The organism is Mycobacterium sp. 1274761.0 (assembly GCF_001668615.1).
Classification (GTDB): domain Bacteria; phylum Actinomycetota; class Actinomycetes; order Mycobacteriales; family Mycobacteriaceae; genus Mycobacterium.
On sequence record NZ_LZMC01000020.1, the window covers coordinates 1 to 18,723 of the forward strand.

Genomic DNA, 18,723 nt, shown 5'->3' on the forward strand with positions numbered 1-18,723 from the left:
GTGCCGGAGCCGGCGCGACCGCAGCAGGTGCCGGAGCAACCGGGGCGGGCGCAGGGGCCACCGGAGCAGGAGCAGGCGCGAGAGCAGGCGGCTTGTACTCCGGCTCGGGCTGCGGCTGGGGTTGCTGCTGTGGCGGCGGAGCCTGGATGACCGGCGGCGGCGCCAACGTGGTCGTCGTTGTCGTGGTCGTCGGCGTGGTGGTCGTAGGCGTCGTGGTCGTCGTAGTCGTGGTGGTCGTCGGAGTTGTCGTGGTGGTCGTCGGCGACGTCGTGGTCGTCGTCGGCGTCGGGAACGGCCACGTCGGCCTCGGGAACGGATCCCACGGCGGAATGACCGTCGGCGGAACCGGCGGCACCTCGGGAACCGGCACCGGCGCCTGGCCGGGGTCGACGACGACTGGCGGCGCCGACGGCACGTTCAGCGGCGCCGGGGCGCGATTGATCGGGATGTTCGGCCGCAGCGGAGCGGCGGGCTGCGGCGACACCACCGCCGCCGGCAACGCCACCGGATCCGGCTCGTGCGGCACCGCAGGCAGATAGCGGCCCGGCACCGTGTCGGACTGCACGGGCGGCAGCGGCTGCGCTTCGACGTCGGCAACCGGCCGGATGTTGATCGCGACTGCAACGGCCAGCGATGTAAACGCCATCACCACGAACGCCATCGCGCTGCCCATCAACAGCGTCTTCGGCGGCGGCGGCGCGATCACCGCGGTGTAGGGCGACTCGTCCTCCTGCTCGGGCAAGAACTCCTCGACCGATTCCGGGGACATCTCGTACGGGTCGGGCTCTTCCTGCGAGTAGGCCAGCAGCGGCCCGACGACGCCCTCAGCAGCGGGAGCCGCCTGCGTCGCATCGGCGGCAGCGGGCGCCATCTGCGTGGCATCACCGGCCGCCGGTGCCATCTGCGTGGCTTCCGCGGCCGCCAGGCCCATCGCCGTCGCGTCGGCGGCAGGCGCCATCTGCGTCGCCGCACCCGCGGCGGCGACACCGCCATCCCCGGCCGTCTGCGCGGCACCGCGGGCGATCGCGAAGCCAGGATCCGGCGGAACCTCCACCGGCATCATGGAATGTAGTTCTGCCGCAATCGAATCCAGATCCAGCCGCTGCCCCACCAGCATGACCCGGGTCGTGGCGTCCGCGCTGGGCACCTGCTGCAACACCGTCGCACACGCGACGGCTGCACCGCCCGCACCGATCGGCACCGACGCCAGCACCGACGTCCACCCGTCGTCTTCGCCGACCGCTGTCAGCGCCACGGTGTCGTCGTCGGCCAACAGCAGCGCGGCGTCGGCGCCCAGACTGCGGGCCACCGCTGCGGCCGCTGCGGTCTCGGACACCACCTCGACGTTCTGCACGCCGGCGTTCGACACGGTCTGGCGCAGCGTCTCCGCCTCGGATGCGTCGGGCAGGCACAGCCGCGTCGCGGCGACCCGGTTGCCGGAGTCGGCGACCGCCCGATACGTGCCGACGATGGTGTCGGCAAGGTCGTTCGACGAGTCGTCGGTCAGGTCGAGCGCATACTCGTCGAGCACCTGGCCGTCCGAGGCCGACAAATCGACCATCGCCAGACGCGCAACGCGTCCCGTGACGGCCACCCCGAGGACTACGTCCACAGGTTCACTCTCCTCCTCGCCGACCGCGCTTCCGCGAAGTTCCAAAGCTACCGCACACCTTTTGGCATCCTGGGTGGTTGAACCGATGCCCGTCGGCCTGCGTGCAGTAAAAAGTGACCACTAGTCACCTGCGAGAGGAATCGCCCCGTGAGCGACCAGCGTTACGACGCGCCTGAGACCGTCGCGGTGGCGACCCGTGCCGCGGCCGTCGTCGCCCGGTCGCCCCGGGTCGGCTACGTGCCCGTGCGCGCCAACATGCTGCGTGACGGCGTCGCGGTCGGCCTGCTCGTGCTGGCGCTGCTGCTGCCGTGGAACCTCGACTTCGGGCTCGGCATACCCGGCAGCGACGGCTCGCTGTTCGCAGTGGTCGCCGTCGTGACGCTGCTCGCGCTGGCCGCCGCGCTGGCGCCGCACATCGGCCCGTTCCGGCTCACGGACGCCGGCCAGGACGTGCGACGCATCAGCCTTCTTCGGCTACTGCTGGCCGCTCCCTATGCCGTCGTCGCGGTCGGGTTCGTCATCTATCAGGTGGTCGAGACCGAGCGCACCGGCGGAACCGGCCTGACGCCGCCCGGCATCGGGGCAGGCCTGATGCTCGGAATCGCCGGTGCGCTGCTAGCGGCGCAGCCTCCGATCACCAGTATCACCCTGGAAGACAACGGTTTTCGGCGTTGGTACGCCACGGCGCGACTGCTGGGCGCGGCGTCCATCGCGCTGGCGACGCTGTCGGTCGCCTACAACGTGTACTGGCGGCTGCGCTATCTGTTCGTCACCAACGGCCAGTTCGGCGGCCAGGACATCGCGACCATCGTCACCACGCTGCTCTACGGGGCGGCGGCGATGATCGCGTTGGTCATCGCGTCGCGCTGGCTTCTCGAGAAGACGGCGGCCGCGCGGCTGGCCACCACGGCGGTGGGCGTCTCGGGTGCGCTGGCGGCCACGCTGGTCTGGCTGCTGCCGGTCGGGCGTGACGTCGACGCCTTCCACGGCATCGCGCAGAACACCTCGACGGCCGCCATCGGGTACGAGGGCTACCTGTTCTGGGCGGCGGCCGCGGCGATCGTCGCACCGACGACGCTGTACGCGATCTTCCTGATCAAGCCGCCGACGCTGGGGGCCTACCGCTCTGCGGCGGAGAAATGCCTGACGCTGATCGCGTTCTGGGCGTTCGCCGCGGCCGCACTGCGCGTCGTCGACTACCTGATCGCATGGTCGCTGGATCTGCACCGCGCGCTGTACGACACCGTGGCGATGACGGTGTTCAACCTGATCACCGGTGTGATCGCGCGGTGGCTGCTGCGCCAACTGGCCCGCGGCGAGCTGGTGTTGACGGTGATCGCGGCATTCAGCGGGCTGCTGTTCGTGTTTACCGTCGCCAATCTGGCCATCGGCGTGGCACTCGCGCCGCGCTACGCCGAGCCGTCGCCGCAGACCGTCTTCGGCAACAACCTCGCCCAGCAGATCAGCAGCATGTTCGACGTGACCGTCTGCCTGCTGAGCCTCGCGGTGTTGGTGGTAATGCTGTTCACCGGGCCGCTGGCCGGTTACTGGGTGCGCCGCCGCGAGAATCGCGCGCCTGCTGCTCCGGCGTCTGTTCCTGCCGCCCAATCGCCGATTTCTGCGCCGCAACCGTCCGCACCGACCGTGGCGCGGCCTGTCCCGTCGGTGCCGAAAATCGTTCGGCTGAAGGAGGATTCGACGACGGTGCTGCCGTCTCCGCCGACCGAAGCCATGCCCGCGCCGACCACCGCACTGCGCATCATCCGTCGCCAGCCGGCATCCGAGCCCACAATCGCGTGGCCGTCGGATGACGACGGCGATCAGCCGACGACGAAGGGGCCGGCCACCGACGGCTGATTAGCCTCGTGCTGTGCATGACGACCTGTGGGCCGCCGCCACCCAGCATCCGTTTCTCGATGCGGTGCGCGACGGCACAATCACCGATTCCGCGTTCGACCGCTGGCTGGTGCAGGACGCGATCTTCGTCGCCGACCTGCTGACGTTCCAGGCGCGGCTACTGGCCCGGGCGCCGCGACCGGCGCAGGGCGTGCTCGCCGGCGGATGCGTCGCATTGGTGGCCGAGCTGGACTGGTTCGAGGAGCAGGCGGCTCGCCGGGGGCTGGACCTCGGCGCCCCGGCGCTACCCGCGACGCTCGCCTACCGCGACCTGCTGCAGCGGCTGGACGCGGCGCCGTTCGACGCCGCATTCACGGCGCTGTGGGTGCTCGAACGGGTCTACCTGCTGGCGTGGACGTCAGCGGCGTCGGAGTCCTCACCGCTGCGCGAGTTCGTCGAGCACTGGTCGGCGCCGGACTTCGCCGGCTACGTCGACGCGCTCGGCGAACTGGCCACCCCCGACGATCATGCGGACCTCGTCGGCGCCGTGCTCACCCACGAGGCGGCGTTCTGGGATATGGCGCTATCTGTCGGCTGACGGCAGTTCCCGCTGCCCGTCGCCGGCGCGCAATGACGTCGTCGTACGCGTCGGACGCTCGATGCGTGTCACGGGTGCCTGCTTGACCGACGTCGCCGGCCTTCCCTCGACCCACTGCTCCTCGGCCGAATCGGGCTCCGCCGTCTCCTCGGAGGTCACGCTCACCTTGTGGCTGCGCTTCAACGAGAAGTGGATTTCTTCGGTCTCCTCGAATACCTGGCGCGCAGCGCGCAGGGGCCGCGTCGTCGTGTCGATCGCAGTCGCGACGATCGGCGGCACGAACGGCCGCACCCAGCGTGCGGCCGCCTTCGCGACGTCGGGCACGCCGGGGATCGCCCCGCGCCTCTCCACGACCGCCGGTGCTTCAGTCAACGCAGGCAGGTTGTCCGACTCGTCCTGCTCGACCCGCTCCGAGGACACCTGAATCGGCTCCTGAATCGGCGGCGCATCCAACGCTGCGGCGACGCGACGACGCTGCTCCTCGCGTTCGATCTCATGCTGCGCCTCGAGCTCCATGCGGGCCGACGCCAGCTCCTGGTCAGCCCTCATGGTCTCGATCGCGGCGCGCACCTCGGCGCGCTTCACCGCGATCGCCGTATCGGCCTCCAGATCGGCCCGCTCCTGCTCCGCGCGTGCGGCCGTGCGGCGGTCCTCGGTCGTCTTCGCCCGCGACAGACGCAGGATCAACGGGAAGAGGAACAACACGATGAACACTCCGGTCAGCAGCGCGCGCAACACCGTCGCACCCGCGCTGGACAACGTGTAGCTGTTCATCGCCACCCATCGCGCGCCGAACCCGCGGTCTGCGCTCGCGATTGCGGCCTCACGCGCCTGCATCAGCGTCCGCTGATCGTCGGCGATCGCAGTGTCCAGTGACGGTGCAAGGCGATCGCGTTCTGTGACGGCCTTGTCCAGCTGCCGCTGCGTGTCGGCGAGAAACCCGTCGGCCGTGCGGTTTTCGGGCCCGACACCGGGAACGCCAGTGATGTGCGTCTGCGGGCAGGCCGGCGACGGGTTGAACTCGCAGCGCGCGACGACCAATGCCTCTTCACGGCGGCGGTTCGCGTCCACGACGGCGTCGTCAAGAGCAGTGCGCGCCTGGCGGCTGCGCTCCAGTTCCTCGGACGCGGCGGCGACGGCGGGTGCGGCGTCGGCGTTGCGCGCGGCGTGCTCGTCGATCCATCGGGAACTGGATCCCGCGAAGATCAGCATCGCCACGAGCTCGCCGACAACGACGCCCATGACGATCGCGACAACCGCATACGCCAGCGCCTGCGTGCGCGTGACAACAACACCAAAACCTCTGTTCGGCATCAGAACTCCATAAACCGGGTTACGTTGTTACGCGGCGGAATCGGCACGCCAGCGTGGGTTGTGGGCCATCGTCTCATAGGCGCCGTCGCGTATGCACATCCAACGCGCCACGTGTAGTTCGCGCCGCATTGTGGGTAACCCTCGCCGCATTGGGGAGGAGTGTTGAATGCACACGCGATTTTTCGGCCTGACGACGGCGTTCGCGGCGGTCGCAATCGCCGGCGGATGCGGCCTGGTCGGCACCGAGCCGACCGAACCTTCGCGGACCTCGGGCCGAATCACACTCGGCGACAAGTCCTCACCGACGCAATCGGTGACGTGCACCCAGGTTGAGCAACTGTTGACGATCCGGGCGGTCGCCTCTCCCGGAAACGCGCGTGCGCAGCTGGAACTCGGTGCGGCAAAGCCGGTCGTCAGGACGGTGAGCCTGGAGAACATTCAAGGGCTCAACGGCATCGCGGGAAGCGGCAACGGCAAGGCTGAAGCGTCGGCCAACGGCAGCAGCGCCTACAAGATCACCGGTACCGCCGTCGTCTCCGATCCCGCCCATCCGGGGCAAACGCAGAACCTGCCGTTCAGCATCGAGGCACCCTGCTGAGCCGTAGCATCACCGCACGTGCTGACGGATACCCGCTACGTCTCCGGTGTCGCCGCGGCGATGACCGTCGTCGCGATGGGCCTGGGCTATGCGATCTCGATCGGCGACCCCACGATCCTGTCGGCCAATCTGCAGGTCGTCTCGGCCGGTCTGCACATCACCGGATCGACCGCCACCTTCGTCGCCAGCCTGGCTACGCTGACCATGGCCGCCGCGGTGCTCAGCGCAGGCGCCCTCGGCGACAAATACGGCATGCGCCGCATGTATCTCATCGGGCTGGCCGGAGCGATCGCCTTCAGCGCGCTCGCCGCCGCCGCGCCGATTCCCGCGGTACTGATCGTCGCGCGCGCCGGTGTGGGCGTCACATTGGCATTCCTCATCGGCCTGTCGCTGGCGCTCACCAACGCGGTGTTCCCGCCAGGTCGGCGCGCCGCGGCCATCGCCGCCTACTTCGGCGTCGGCTACGCCGTCGCCACGCCGCTACCTGCCCTCAGCGGCATGCTCGCCAATGCGGTCGGCTGGCGCGCATGCTTTTTCGTGGTGCCGGTCATCGCCGCGCTGGGATTGGTCATCACCTGGCGGTTCGTGCCTGAGACCACGCCCGGTTCGCGCCTGCTCGACCTGCCGGGCCTAGCGCTGTTCGCCGTCGCCCTGCTCGCGCTGATCTTCGGCACCTCGCGGATGGAAACCGGCGTCGACGCGGTCGGCATCGTGTCGGTGGCCGTGGGCTTGGCGGCCGGCTGCGGATTCGTCGTGCTGGAGCTCCGCACGCCGGAGCCCGCGCTGGACATGCGGGTGTTCCGCTCCGGCCGGTTCAACGCCGCGGTCACCGCGGGTGTGGTGTTCAACATCGTGCTCGGCGGGTCGATGGTGCTGCTGTCGTTCTACCTCGTCACGATCCGTAAGGAATCCCACGAGCTGTTCGGGCTGCTGTTGATTCCGGCGACCGCGATGGCGGCGCTAGCCGCGACGTCCGCGGGCCCGGCCGCCAACCGCTTCGGCCCGCGAACGGTGATGACGAGCGGGCTCGTCGTGATGCTCGGCGGCCTGCTTGTGTTGCGGAGCTTCGACCTGGCCACGACACGGCCGGTCGTCTTCGCCACCACCGCGCTCATCGTCGTCGGCGGCGCGCTCGTCACCACGCCACAGGCCACGATCATGATGAGCAGTGCGCCGCCCGATCTGGGCGGTGCCATCTCAGCGGTGAAGAGCGCCGTGAACGAGGGCGGATACTCGCTCGGGCCAGCGCTCTTCGCGCTCGTCGGTGTCAACCTGTTTCTCACCGACAGCGTGCACGAGCTGTCGCGGTCCGGAATCAACCGCTCCGAAGCCCGCGAGGCCCTGGTGACCGCCCACGGCGGCCGCCAAGCACATCTGGTCAACCCGCAGCAGGCGCAGCTGGTGATCGAGCAGGCCCCGCACAACGCCGTCGACGCGATTCACACGCTGAGCCTCATCATGGCCGTCGGACCCGTGTTCGCGATCGTCCTCGCTCTGTGGTTGATCAAGCCGCGTCAGGACGGCGGATAGGGCAAGCCGTATTCGTCGGCCAGCAAGCTCTGCACGACGATCATTGCGGCCTGTGATCCCGACGCGATCGCGCCCGCCAGATGCGGCTGCTGGGTGCACACGTCGCCGCAGGCGAAGACCCCGCCCGCCTCCGTGCGGTGAATCTCGTCGATGCCGATCGCCTGGCCCAGCGGACTCGGCGTGCACGAGGCGCCCAGCTGCTCCGCCAACGCCGATCGCTGCTGCAGCGGCGCCTCCACCAACAGCCCATCGCGCTCCAACCGCGCGCCGTCGGCGAACGCGATCTCTGTCAAAGTGCCGCTCTGGCTTATCAATTCGACGACACGGCGGTCGTCGATCGTCACCCCAGCGGCGCGCAATGCCTTCTCGTCGTCCGGGGACAGATCTGATCGTCCGTCGGTCAACGCGACGACGTCGTCGCTCCACCCCCGCAACATCAGCGTCGAGTGGACCGCCTCTTCACCGGACGCCAACGACGCTAGCCGTTTGTCCCGCATCTCCCAGCCGTGGCAGAACGGGCACTGGAACACCGACGTGCCCCACAGCTCGGCCAGGCCGGGCAGCTCCGGCGGGCAGTACTGCATGCCGGTCGCGAGCAGCACACGTTTCGCCTGAACGATCTCGCCGTCGTCGACCTCCAGAACAAAGCCGTTGTCTTCCCGACGGCCGCTGTTGACCGACCCGCAGCGGTACTCGACGCTCGGATACTCTTTTAGCTCCCTGCGGCCCGCCGCGTACAACTCCGCGGGCGGACGCTGGTCGTAACCCAGCAACCCGCCGATGACGTCCGACGCCCGGTTGCTCTGTTGATCCGCGTCGATCACCACGGTGCGGCGACGCGCTCTGCCCAGCACCAGCGCGGCGCTCAGACCGGCCGCGCCCGCGCCGACGACGGCGCATTCCCATTCAATGCTCACGCCCACTCAGGTACCCAGGTGGGCTGGGTCGAATCCCGGATAGAGTCGCGCCATGCCGATTCGCCACTGTGCCGGGGCCGCGTTGATCGCTGTCGCGCTGACGCCACCGGCGGCCGCTTATGGCGAGGCGGGTGACGAGTGCGGGCCCGTCGGGGACAACACCGTCACCGTCGCGGCGGGCAGCATCACCTGCGCCGACGCGATGGGCGTCATCGATCGGTATCTGACCGATCCCTCGGTGGTGCGCGACGGGGAATGGGTGCGCTTCGACGGGTGGGACTGCTGGACCCCCTCACCCGAACAGCACGTGTTGAACGCCTTCAGCGCGGAGTGCAACCGCGGCGTCGACGACATCCAGATTCGCGACTGAGGGGGTCTCGGCCCTTCCTCGAGCGTGAAGTTGTTGTCGGAAGATCGCGCGATTGTGGGCAATAAGTTCACGCTCGGCGAGCCAGACGGCGCGCCTCGAGCCGTTCCCGCTGCGGGACGACGACGTACTTCGGATCCTTCGTGGACGCCACGCCCGCCTCGAAGACACCGAAGCGCTGCAACGCGCTGCCGGCCAACACAGCGAGCCCGGACGCCGCGACGACGGAGCGCCGGCGCCCGCCGACCACCGCTCCGACCGCGCCGCTGACGGTCAAGATCTCCGACCACCTCCGCAACCGGTGCGCGCGGCCGGTCGCATACGCCTCAGCGCTTAGTCCGAGCCGTTGCTCCAAGGTGCGTGACGCCGCCAGTTCCAGGGCAGCGCCGGTGACGGCCATCCGCCGCGCAGGCCCGCTTTCGTCGACCGGAGCCAGCAGCATGCCCAGTCCCCCGCCGCTCGCCGCCGCCGACCCGGTGAACACGAACGGCAGATACGGGTGCGCCTCCCGCCATGCAGGAACCGCCGTCTGCGACAACAGAACTGCTGTGTAAGACGCGACTCCTGGCGCGGTCGCAGCCGCCCACAATCCGGCGGGCCGCGCAGACCATGCCACGAGTCGGCCCAACCGCGTCCGGCCTAGCCGCCGCGGCATCAACTCCGCAACCGCGGCGAGGCCGGAGCCCGGCCCATAGGCTGACAGAATCCACGTGCCCATGCTCATCGGCGAGCTCGGCTTGGCCACCCGCAGCATGTGATGGAACCGCTCCGGGCGGCCCAGATCGCCGACGAGGAAATACAGGCTCGCCAATACACTTCCCAGCGAACCGATTCGGCTCACCTTGCGCAAACCGGGCCGACCCGTCAGATCCGCACCCGCCGCCAGCATCGCCGAGCCTGCCGACAGCCCGCCGGAGAACAGGTACGCCGCGATCATCCAGTTCCACACCGGCGTCTTGAGAATCTGGCGGCCGTAGTACGACCGGAACTCGGGCTCGCGCACTATCGCCTCCGCCCCGCGAACGCCGACACCGCCAGACCGACCAATGCGGAGGCCGCGACGCCCGCATACCGCCACATCGCTCCTGCATCGCGCGTCGGCACCACCGGATCGGGAGGCAGCCCGTAGACCTCCGGCTCGTCGAGCAACAGGAAGAACGCCCCGTCGCCGCCGACGCCGTCGTTCGGGTCATGGCCGTACAGCCTGGCTTCTTCCACACCCTGGCTGTGCAGATCCGAAACCCGTTGCGCCGCTCGCTCTCTCAACTCGTCCAGCACGCCGAACTGGATCGAGTCGGTCGGGCACGCCTTCGCACACGCCGGTTCCAGGCCGTCGCGAAGCCGGTCGTAGCACAGCGTGCACTTCCACGCCCGGCCGTCGCCTTCGCGCCGCTCGATCACCCCGTACGGGCAACCCGACACGCAGTAGCCGCACCCGTTGCAAATATCCTGCTGCACAACGACTGTCCCGAACTCGGTGCGGAACAGCGCGCCCGTCGGGCAGACATCCAAGCAGCCCGCATGTGTGCAGTGCTTACACACATCGCTGCTCATCAGCCACCGGAAGTCCTGTCGCGTCTCCGCGCCGGACCCGTCACCCGGGCGGGACAACGACGGCATGCCGAGGTCGACCGGTGCGGGCTGTTCGACAAACGCTACGTGCCGCCACGAGTTCGCCCCCAGGTTGCCGGTGTTGTCGAACGACATGCCCAGCAGATTGAACCCGTCCCCATCCCCCGAGACGGGCACCTCATTCCACTCCTTGCACGCCACCTCGCACGCCTTGCAGCCGATGCACACCGACGTGTCGGTGAAAAACCCCATCCGCGGTGGGTGCTCGCCGTAACCCGCGTTGCCCGCCGGGTCGGCCAGCGGGCCGTAGAAACTGTTCTCGGCTGTGTCTCTGCGCGATCCGCTTCGCTTCTGGCTCATGGCGTCTCCTCGGTGTGCAACCCGTCCTCGCCGTCGGTCGTGTCCAACCGGGTGCCCGTCTCAGCGGTGATGCCCGCGCGGTCGCGGTACATCGCGATGTACTCCAGCAGCGCGGGGCCGCGCGGCCGCCGACCCGGCTGGATGTCACAGGTGGCGACCTTGCTCTCCTGGATGAAGACGTTCGGGTCGGCCACCACGCCGAGCAGATCGTTCACCACATCACCGTCGATCAACCCGACGTTGCCCCAGTGATACGGCATCCACACCTGATGCACGGCGCGGTCCTCGATCCGCAACGGCCGCATCCGGTCGGTGACGAACACCCGCGCATCCACCGCCGCGCGGCTGGTGATCACATGCGCCCAATCCATGTGCGTCAGACCGCGTTCCACGGCCAGCGCTGGTGACACCTCGACGAACAAACCGGGCTGCAGCTCGGACAGATAGGGCAGCTGCCGGCTCATCCCGCCGGCGGTGTGGTGCTCGGTCAGCCGCGCTGCGGTGAACACGTACGGGAACGTCTCGCCGTGCAGCTCCGGCGGCGACGGGTTCGACGGGTTGTCGGCGCGGCCGTACACCTTGCGCGCCGGGTTGCCCTGTTGCGTGTAAAGCGCGTTGCGGATCGGTGATTCGTGCGGTTCGTAGTGCGTGGGCAGCGGGCCGTCGGCCACCCCGTTCGGCGCGAATAGCCACCCCTTGCCGTCGGCCTGCATGACGAAGGGGTCATCGCCGCGCAATGCGGCCACACCGACGGCGTCGGCGTCGGGTCGGTAGTCCGGCGGCTTGTTCTTCTCGAAGTCGGGCACGTCGTATCCGGTCCACTCGCCTTTTAGGGCGTCCCACCAGATGAGCTTCTTGCGTTCGCTCCACGGCCTGCCCTGCCGATCGCACGACGCCCGGTTGTAGAGCACCCGGCGGTTCATCGGCCACGTCCAGCCCCACTCGTTCTCGTAAGGCCCTTGCTGGTCGTGCGGCTTACGCCGCGCCGCCTGGTTCACCTCGTCGGCGTACACGCCGCTGTAGATCCAGCAGCCGCACATGGTCGAGCCGTCGGCCTTCAACTCCGTGTAGCCATTCACCGCGCGGCCCGTCGTCAGGTCCACGCCGTTGATGCGCCGCAGCACGTCCTCACCCGACGGCTCGTCACCGTCCATCGCGTAGTCCCACGACAACTCGAGCAGCGGACGGTCGCGCTCATCCGTTGAGCCGGCGAGCTTTTCGCGCAGAATACGGCCGAGGTGGTAGAAGAACCACAGCTCCGATCGGGCATCGTCGGGCGGGTCGACGGCCTTCTCGCGCCACTGCAGCATGCGCTGCGTCTGCGTGAACGTACCCGCCTTCTCGACATGCGACGCGGCGGGGAACAGGAACACCTCGGTGCGGCAGGTGTCCGGTGAAATCTCGCCCGTTTCGATCTCGGGTGCGTTCTTCCAGAACGTCGCGCTCTCGATCTCGACGAGATCGCGCACCACCAGCCAGTCGAGGTTGGCCATACCGAGCCGTTGCAGCCGGCCGTGCGCCGACCCGACCGCCGGGTTCTGCCCGACCAGGAAGTAGCCGAACACCTTGCCGTCGACCATGTCCATCACGGTGCGATAGGTACCGTGGTCGCCGTTGATTCGCGGCAGATAGTCGAAGCAGTAGTCGTTGTCAGCGCTCGCATGCTCACCCCAGTACTCCTTCAGCAGCGACACCATGTAGGCATCGGAGTTGTACCAGAAGCCTTTCTGGTTCTGTCCTTTGATGACGTCGAGGTAGTCGGCCAGTGTCTCGTGGCCGGCGCGCGGCATCGCCAGATAACCGGGCAGCAGGTTGAACAGCGTCGGCACATCCGTCGACCCCTGAATGCTGGCGTGCCCGCGCAGCGCGAACACCCCGCCGCCGGGGCGGCCGATATTGCCCAGCAGCAACTGGATGATCGAGCCGGCGCGGATGTACTGCGCACCCGTCGAATGCTGCGTCCAGCCGACGCTGTACACCAGCGCCGCTGTCCGTTCGCGGCCCGAGTTCTGCGCCCAGGCCTTGGCGATGTCGAGGAACACATCGGCGGGGACGCCGGTCACCCGTTCGACCATCTCCGGGGTGTAGCGGGCGTAGTGCCGCTTGAGGATTTGGTAGACACACCGCGGATGCTGCAGCGTCGGGTCACTCGGGATGTCGCCGGCGGCGTCGTCCATCGGTGATCCGCCGGAGCCCGCAACGTCTTGTGTCGCATGCTCTTTCGACTCGGCGCCGCCCACCGGCGAACCGGTCGACTCGTACTGCCACGTCTCGGTGCGATACGACGCGGTCTCCTCGTCGTAGCCGCTGAACAGCCCATCGAGATCCTCGGTGTCGCAGAAGCGTTCGTCGACGAGGAACGACGCGTTGGTGTAGGCCGTGACGTACTCGCGAAAGTCGAGCTCGTTGGACAGGATGTAGTTGATCACCCCGCCGAGGAACGCGATGTCCGTGCCGACGCGCAGCGTCACATACTGATGCGCCAGCGCGCTGGTGCGGGTGAACCGCGGGTCGATGTGCACCACGCGCGCCCCGTTGAGCTTGGCCTCGATCACCCACTGGAAGCCCACCGGATGAGCCTCGGCCATGTTCGACCCCATGATGACGATGAAGTCCGAGTTGGCGAGGTCTTGCTGATAGTCCGTCGCTCCGCCGCGACCGAAGGAGGCTCCCAGACCGGGAACCGTGGCGCTGTGTCAAATGCGGGCTTGGTTCTCGATCTGCAATGCGCCGAGAGCCGTGAACAGCTTCTTGATCAGATAGTTCTCTTCGTTGTCGAGCGTCGCTCCGCCCAGGCTCGCGATGCCCATCGTGCGGCGCAGCGTGTTGCGATCCTTGTCGAACTGCTGCCAGCCCTTCTCGCGGGCGTCGAGCACGCGGTCGGCGACCATGTCCATCGCGGTGTCGAGGTCGAGTTCCTGCCACTCGGTGGCGTACGGCGCGCGATAGCGGACCTTGGTCAGCCGCTGCGGGCCGGTGACGAGCTGCTTGCTCGCAGAACCCTTGGGGCACAGGCGGCCTCGGGAGATCGGGCTGGCGGGATTGCCCTCGATCTGGATGACCTTGCCGTCGGAGACATAGACCTTCTGCGCACAGCCGACGGCGCAGAACGGGCAGACCGAGTGGGCGATGTGGTCGGCCTCGGCGGTTCTTGGCGTGAGCGTGCTGGATCGCTTGGACTGCGCGGCCTTGCCGCGGCCCAGCTTGTCTGCGCCTGTGAGCTGCCGGTACACCGGCCACGACTCGAACAAACCCCTGAGGTCCACGCCGTCCTCCTACCCGTTCGGCGCCAATCCAACCACTGTCCGTGTCCCATCGTCGGCGCGTTGGGTGACGCGCCGTTTGTCGAGCTCCTCCAGAAGCGGGACGGCGACGCGGCGGGTGGTGTGCAGCGCTTGTTTGGCTTCGGCGACGGTGAACGGCTGCCCGAGCGTCTTGAGTGTCTTAGCGGCCTTGTCGAAAGCGTCCGCGCCCAGCACCACACCGTCGGCGATCCGGGTCAGCCGGCCGATGCGGACGGCTGCCGCCAGCTCCTTCGGGCCCAAATGCAGCTCAATCAGCTCGTCGGCCTCCGGCGCGCGGAACGGCTCGGCCGCCAGCCACTCCTCCACCGTGCGCACCGCCTTGTCCACCCGCGGCGGCAGTGTTGAACCTGGACGACGAACACGGCCGTCGACGACTTCGAGACCGGTGCCGTCGAGAAGTTCCGGCACCAGGCCGACGGCGGGTAGGTCGAGGCGTTGCCTAACTGTTTCCATGGGCATGCCCGCCGCGATGTCGTGCTGTGCCGACCAATCGTCGACCGCTGTCATAACTTGGTGACGTCGGTCGGACCACCAGTCCACGTCCACAGCCCACTCGCCGATACGCAGACCGGTGACCGGAAACCCCATGGCGCGCAACTCTTTTACGGTTGCGCAGACCGGTGGCGTGGCCTTGCCCGTCGCCAGTTCCTCGGCCCTCGCCTTGGCTGCCCCGCGTCGACGCAACACCGGTGGCCGCACGTCGAGCACCTCGACGCCCGCGGCGATGCGGTGCTCGCCGGGATCACGCAGCAACCCGATGTCGCCGATCCGCAACGGCAGTGGCTGCGCGAGCCGCAGCCGCGCCGCGGCCTCGCCGAGCGGACGGACAACAACCGGTACCGCCGCAGATCCGGTGTGCAACACCAGCTCTCGGTGCAACTGACCGGGAATGCGCAGCGCGACGTCGATCTCGGTGGTGTCCAGCCATGCGCCCGGTGTGCGGACCGTGTCGCCGCGGCCGATGTGCTGGCGGTCGACACCGCGCAGGTTCACCGCGACGCGCGCCACCGCTTCTACCGCTTTGCGGTCTTGTTCGAGTGACTGCAGCTCGCGGACGGTGACGCGGCGGCCATTGTGTTCGAGCTCGTCGCCGACGCGGATCGTGCCCGCCGCAAGCGTTCCCGTGACGACTGTGCCCGCGCCGCGCACCGTAAACGACCGGTCCACCCACAGCCGCACATCGGCGTCGATGTCCGGCAGCGGCAGACCGCCGACGAGCGCCCTCAGCTGTGCCCGCACCGCGTCCAGGTCCGTGCCGAGCACCACCGGCGTGTCGGGCAGTCGCTCCCGCACCTGCACTATGGCCGGTGCCGGGTCGGCGAGGTCGGCCTTGCTGATGACGACCATCACGTCGGAAACACCAAGCGCCCCAAGCGCGTCGAGGTGCTCGTCGGACTGCGGCATCCAGCCCTCGGTCGCGGCGACGACGAACATCACTGCCGGCACCGGGCCAACTCCGGCCAGCATGTTCGCCACGAACCGCTCATGCCCCGGCACGTCGACGAACGCGAACTGGCGCCCCTCGATCTCCGTCCATGCAAAGCCGAGATCGATCGTCAGCCCACGCCGCTGCTCCTCGGCGAGCCGGTCGGGGCACATGCCGGTGAGCCGCTGCACGAGCGTCGACTTGCCGTGGTCGACGTGGCCCGCCGTCGCTACGACATACATGCCAGCACCGCCGAAGCCAGCGCGTCGTCGTCGGAGGGCGCGACCGTGCGCAGGTCCAGCAGGCAGCGGCCGTTCTCGATACGGCCGACGATCGCGGGCGTGCCGACGCGCAGCGGCGCGGCGCATTTCTCGGGCAGGCTCACCGCGGCGCTGGGCAGTTCGACGTCGGGCGCCCCGCCGCCGCCGACGGCCGCTATGCAGTCGACCGCTTCTGCACCGGGCAGCCGCTCGGCCAGGCGCTGCGCCCGCGCGCGCAGCTCTGCGACGTCGGCATGCAGCGCCTGCGCGACGGGTGTGGGCGGACCGATAAGCGTGGCCTCCAGCGCAGCGAGCGTGAGCTTGTCGACGCGCAGCGCCCGCGCCGCGGGATGGCGTCGCAGCCGCTCGATCAGCGCGGCATCGCCGAACAACAGGCCGGCCTGCGGGCCGCCCAACAGCTTGTCGCCGCTGGCGCTTACGAGGTCGGCGCCGTCGCGCAGCATGGTCGTGGCGTCGGGTTCGTCGGGCAGCAGCGGGTGCGGGGTCAGCAGCCCTGAGCCGATGTCGGCGACCACCGGTATGTCCAGCTTGGCGAGCTCGGGCACCGACACCGCGGACGTGAAGCCGCTGACGTGGTAGTTCGACGGATGCACCTTGAGCACGAAGCCGGTGTCGGGTCCGATGGCGTCGGCGTAGTCACGCAGGTGCGTGCGGTTGGTGGTGCCGACCTCGCGGAATCGCGAGCCTGTCGACTGCATGAGGTCGGGCAACCGGAAACCGTCGCCGATCTCGATCAGTTCGCCGCGGCTGACGACGATCTCCTTGCCCGGCGCCAGCGTCATCGCCGCCAGCAGCAGCGCGGCGGCATTGTTGTTGACGACGTGCACGCCGTGTGCGCCGGGGACGGCCCGGGCCAGCGCCGCCAGCGCGCCCCTTCCGCGGCGGGCCCGGCGGCCGGTTTCCAGGTCGAACTCGACATCGGTCGCCCCGCTGGCCGTCACGACCGCGTCGACGGCGGCTTGTGACAGCGGCGCCCGGCCGAGGTTCGTGTGCACGACGACACCCGTCGCGTTGATGACCGGTCGCAGGCTCGTCGCACTGGCAGGCAATGCAGCCACGGCATCGTCGGCGACTTGCTCCGGGCTGATCTTCCCGCAGCGGGCGCGCTCTTGCGCCTGCGCCACAACGCTTTTCACGAGATCGCGGCCGAGCACACGCTCGGCCTTGGCCAGCCGCGGGTCGGCAAGCAGGACGTCGGTGCGGGGCACGCGGCGGCGCGGGTCAGTCACGCCCCACCCCCCGCGCGATTTCGGCGTGATTTCCCGCGGTGGGCGCGGGAAATCACGCCCAAATCGCGGGAGGGGCCATGGCGGAGGCGGACGGGAATCGAACCCGCCAGCGACAGCATCTGCCGCTCAGCGATTTTGAAGACCGTGCCGATCACCAGACCGGATACGCCTCCCTGGGCCATGACTTCATCATGGCAGGCACGATGGAGGCCATGCTGACGTCGGTCGGACACGGCGCTCTGGACCGGGCCGGGCTGCTGGACCTGCTGCGCTCGGCCGGCATCGAGGCCGTGGTCGACATCCGTCGCTTCCCGAACAGCCGGCACAACCCCGATGTCGAGACGACCGCGATGTCAACATGGACGCTTGAGGCACACCTGGCCTACCGCTGGGATGACCGGCTGGGCGGTCGACGCCGCCTTCCCCCCGGCCAGCAGCCCGAGGACAACTGGTGGCGGGTCGCACAGTTCGCCGCCTACGCCGCCTACACCCGCACCGCGCCGTTCGAGGAGGCGCTGGCGGAGCTGATCGAGCAGTCGAAACGACAGCGGACCGCGATGATGTGCAGCGAGTCCGTGTGGTGGCGGTGCCACCGAAGGATCGTCGCCGACGTCGCGGTCCTCCAGTTCGGCGTCGACGTCGATCACCTGATGCACGACGGCCGCACGACGCCCCACGTTCCGTCAGACGGCGCCCGGATCCGGCCGGACGGGCGGATCGGATGGCCCGCAACCGACTGAAGGCACGATAGAAGCCATGGGTTATCGACTGACGCAGTACGCCCACGGCGGCGGGTGCGCGTGCAAGATCCCGCCCGGCGAGCTGGAAGGCGTGGTCCGCGGCCTGACCACGGCGCAGCCGCGCGACCCCGTCGGCGAACTGCTCGTCGGTCTGGACAACGGCGACGACGCCGCTGCCGTGCGCCTCCCGCGCACGCGAGGAGCAGAGACCACAGGAGCCAATACGGCCTTGATTGCGACGACGGATTTCTTCACCCCGGTCGTCGACGACGCCTACGACTGGGGCCGCATCGCCGCGGCCAACGCACTCTCGGACGTGTACGCGATGGGTGGGCGGCCCGTCGTCGCGGTCAACCTGCTGGGCTGGCCGCGCGACGTGCTGCCGTTCGAGCTGGCCGCCGAGACGCTTCGCGGCGGGCTCGACGTGTGCGGCGAGGCCGGCTGCCATCTCGCCGGCGGGCACAGCGTCGACGACCCCGAGCCGAAGTACGGCCTGGCGGTGACGGGCATCGCCGATCCAAACCGCTTGCTGCGCAACGACTCCGGCAAGGCCGGTTTGCCGCTGTCGCTGACCAAGCCGCTCGGCGTCGGCGTGCTGAACAGCAGGCACAAGTCCACCGGCGAGGTCTTCCCCCAGGCGATCGAGGCGATGACGACCCTCAACGCCGACGCGTCGCGGGCCGCGCTGGCAGCCGGTGTCGAGTGCGCGACGGACGTCACCGGCTTCGGCCTGCTCGGCCACCTGCACAAACTGGCCCGCGCCAGCGGGGTAACGGCCATCGTCGACGCGGCGAAGGTGCCCTACCTCGACGGCGCACGCGACGCCCTGAAGGCCGGCTACGTCAGCGGCGGCACCCGTCGCAACCTCGACTGGGTGCGCCCCCACATCGAGCTGGCCGTCGACGAGAACGAGGCACTGCTGTTGGCCGACGCGCAGACCTCCGGCGGCCTTCTGATCGCCGGCGAGATCCCCGGCGCGAGCGTCATCGGCGAACTCGTGCCACGCCGAGAGCACACGATCGAAGTACGGAGCTGACA

15 protein-coding genes and 1 tRNA gene are annotated in these 18,723 nt (G+C 69.0%); 7 read left to right on the forward strand and 9 right to left on the reverse strand.

Going from position 1 to position 18,723, the window contains the following annotated elements:
- On the reverse strand, nucleotides 1–1,612 hold a 1,612-nt coding region (locus tag A5651_RS03155; RefSeq protein WP_197496522.1), incomplete at its 3' end, for a hypothetical protein.
- Between the two features lie 147 nt (nucleotides 1,613–1,759).
- On the opposite strand from A5651_RS03155, the gene A5651_RS03160 reads away from it, so the two are divergent.
- Both A5651_RS03160 and A5651_RS03165 read left to right on the forward strand, forming a co-directional pair.
- The gene (locus A5651_RS03160; RefSeq protein WP_231988531.1) at nucleotides 1,760–3,469 is read left to right on the forward strand and encodes a hypothetical protein; all 1,710 of its coding nucleotides are present in this window, start codon (nucleotides 1,760–1,762) and stop codon (nucleotides 3,467–3,469) included.
- A 13-nt stretch (nucleotides 3,470–3,482) separates the two neighbouring features.
- Nucleotides 3,483–4,046, forward strand: coding sequence for a TenA family transcriptional regulator (locus tag A5651_RS03165; RefSeq protein WP_066975495.1), 564 nt, complete (start codon nucleotides 3,483–3,485; stop codon nucleotides 4,044–4,046).
- Here the strand turns inward: A5651_RS03165 and A5651_RS03170 are convergent.
- Nucleotides 4,032–5,360 carry a DUF4407 domain-containing protein gene (locus A5651_RS03170; protein WP_066975497.1) on the reverse strand — a complete coding sequence of 443 codons (1,329 nt, stop codon included), beginning with the start codon at nucleotides 5,358–5,360 and terminating at the stop codon, nucleotides 4,032–4,034. The two genes, A5651_RS03165 and A5651_RS03170, sit on opposite strands and share 15 nt — an antisense overlap.
- A gap of 166 nt (nucleotides 5,361–5,526) precedes the next feature.
- On the opposite strand from A5651_RS03170, the gene A5651_RS03175 reads away from it, so the two are divergent.
- Complete coding sequence (locus A5651_RS03175; protein WP_066975499.1) at nucleotides 5,527–5,958, forward strand: lipoprotein LpqH; 432 nt, start codon at nucleotides 5,527–5,529, stop codon at nucleotides 5,956–5,958.
- Nucleotides 5,959–5,976: 18 nt separating this feature from the next.
- Entirely contained in the window at nucleotides 5,977–7,488 is a 1,512-nt protein-coding gene (locus A5651_RS03180) for an MFS transporter (protein ID WP_231988533.1), read from the forward strand.
- Here A5651_RS03180 and A5651_RS03185 read toward each other — a convergent pair.
- Entirely contained in the window at nucleotides 7,473–8,405 is a 933-nt protein-coding gene (locus A5651_RS03185) for an NAD(P)/FAD-dependent oxidoreductase (RefSeq protein ID WP_156662556.1), read from the reverse strand. The two genes, A5651_RS03180 and A5651_RS03185, sit on opposite strands and share 16 nt — an antisense overlap.
- Nucleotides 8,406–8,457: 52 nt before the next feature.
- Here A5651_RS03185 and A5651_RS03190 point away from each other — a divergent pair, with 52 nt between their 5' ends.
- Complete coding sequence (locus tag A5651_RS03190; protein ID WP_066975501.1) at nucleotides 8,458–8,775, forward strand: hypothetical protein; 318 nt, start codon at nucleotides 8,458–8,460, stop codon at nucleotides 8,773–8,775.
- Between the two features lie 67 nt (nucleotides 8,776–8,842).
- Here A5651_RS03190 and nrfD read toward each other — a convergent pair whose 3' ends face one another.
- The 6 genes from nrfD to A5651_RS03225 all read right to left on the reverse strand — a co-directional run bounded on the left by nrfD (nucleotide 8,843) and on the right by A5651_RS03225 (nucleotide 17,118).
- Nucleotides 8,843–9,778 (reverse strand): NrfD/PsrC family molybdoenzyme membrane anchor subunit, encoded by a 936-nt coding sequence (gene nrfD, locus A5651_RS03195; protein WP_082943569.1) that lies wholly within the window; start codon nucleotides 9,776–9,778, stop codon nucleotides 8,843–8,845.
- A complete protein-coding gene (locus A5651_RS03200) occupies nucleotides 9,775–10,704 on the reverse strand; it encodes a 4Fe-4S dicluster domain-containing protein (protein ID WP_066975503.1) in 930 nt (309 codons plus the stop codon). The genes nrfD and A5651_RS03200 overlap by 4 nt, the downstream gene beginning before the upstream one ends.
- A complete protein-coding gene (gene fdh, locus A5651_RS03205) occupies nucleotides 10,701–13,970 on the reverse strand; it encodes a formate dehydrogenase (RefSeq protein WP_156662558.1) in 3,270 nt (1,089 codons plus the stop codon). The genes A5651_RS03200 and fdh overlap by 4 nt, the downstream gene beginning before the upstream one ends.
- 9 nt (nucleotides 13,971–13,979) lie before the next feature.
- Nucleotides 13,980–15,677 carry a selenocysteine-specific translation elongation factor gene (gene selB, locus A5651_RS03215; protein WP_066975507.1) on the reverse strand — a complete coding sequence of 566 codons (1,698 nt, stop codon included), beginning with the start codon at nucleotides 15,675–15,677 and terminating at the stop codon, nucleotides 13,980–13,982.
- The gene (gene selA, locus A5651_RS03220; protein WP_066975509.1) at nucleotides 15,665–16,945 is read right to left on the reverse strand and encodes an L-seryl-tRNA(Sec) selenium transferase; all 1,281 of its coding nucleotides are present in this window, start codon (nucleotides 16,943–16,945) and stop codon (nucleotides 15,665–15,667) included. The genes selB and selA overlap by 13 nt, the downstream gene beginning before the upstream one ends.
- A gap of 78 nt (nucleotides 16,946–17,023) precedes the next feature.
- Nucleotides 17,024–17,118: transfer RNA gene (locus tag A5651_RS03225), tRNA-Sec, on the reverse strand.
- A gap of 39 nt (nucleotides 17,119–17,157) precedes the next feature.
- Here A5651_RS03225 and A5651_RS03230 point away from each other — a divergent pair.
- Nucleotides 17,158–17,685 (forward strand): DUF488 family protein, encoded by a 528-nt coding sequence (locus tag A5651_RS03230; RefSeq protein ID WP_066975619.1) that lies wholly within the window; start codon nucleotides 17,158–17,160, stop codon nucleotides 17,683–17,685.
- Nucleotides 17,686–17,701: 16 nt separating this feature from the next.
- The gene (selD, locus tag A5651_RS03235) at nucleotides 17,702–18,721 is read left to right on the forward strand and encodes a selenide, water dikinase SelD (RefSeq protein ID WP_066975511.1); all 1,020 of its coding nucleotides are present in this window, start codon (nucleotides 17,702–17,704) and stop codon (nucleotides 18,719–18,721) included.
- Nucleotides 18,722–18,723 lie beyond the last annotated feature (2 nt).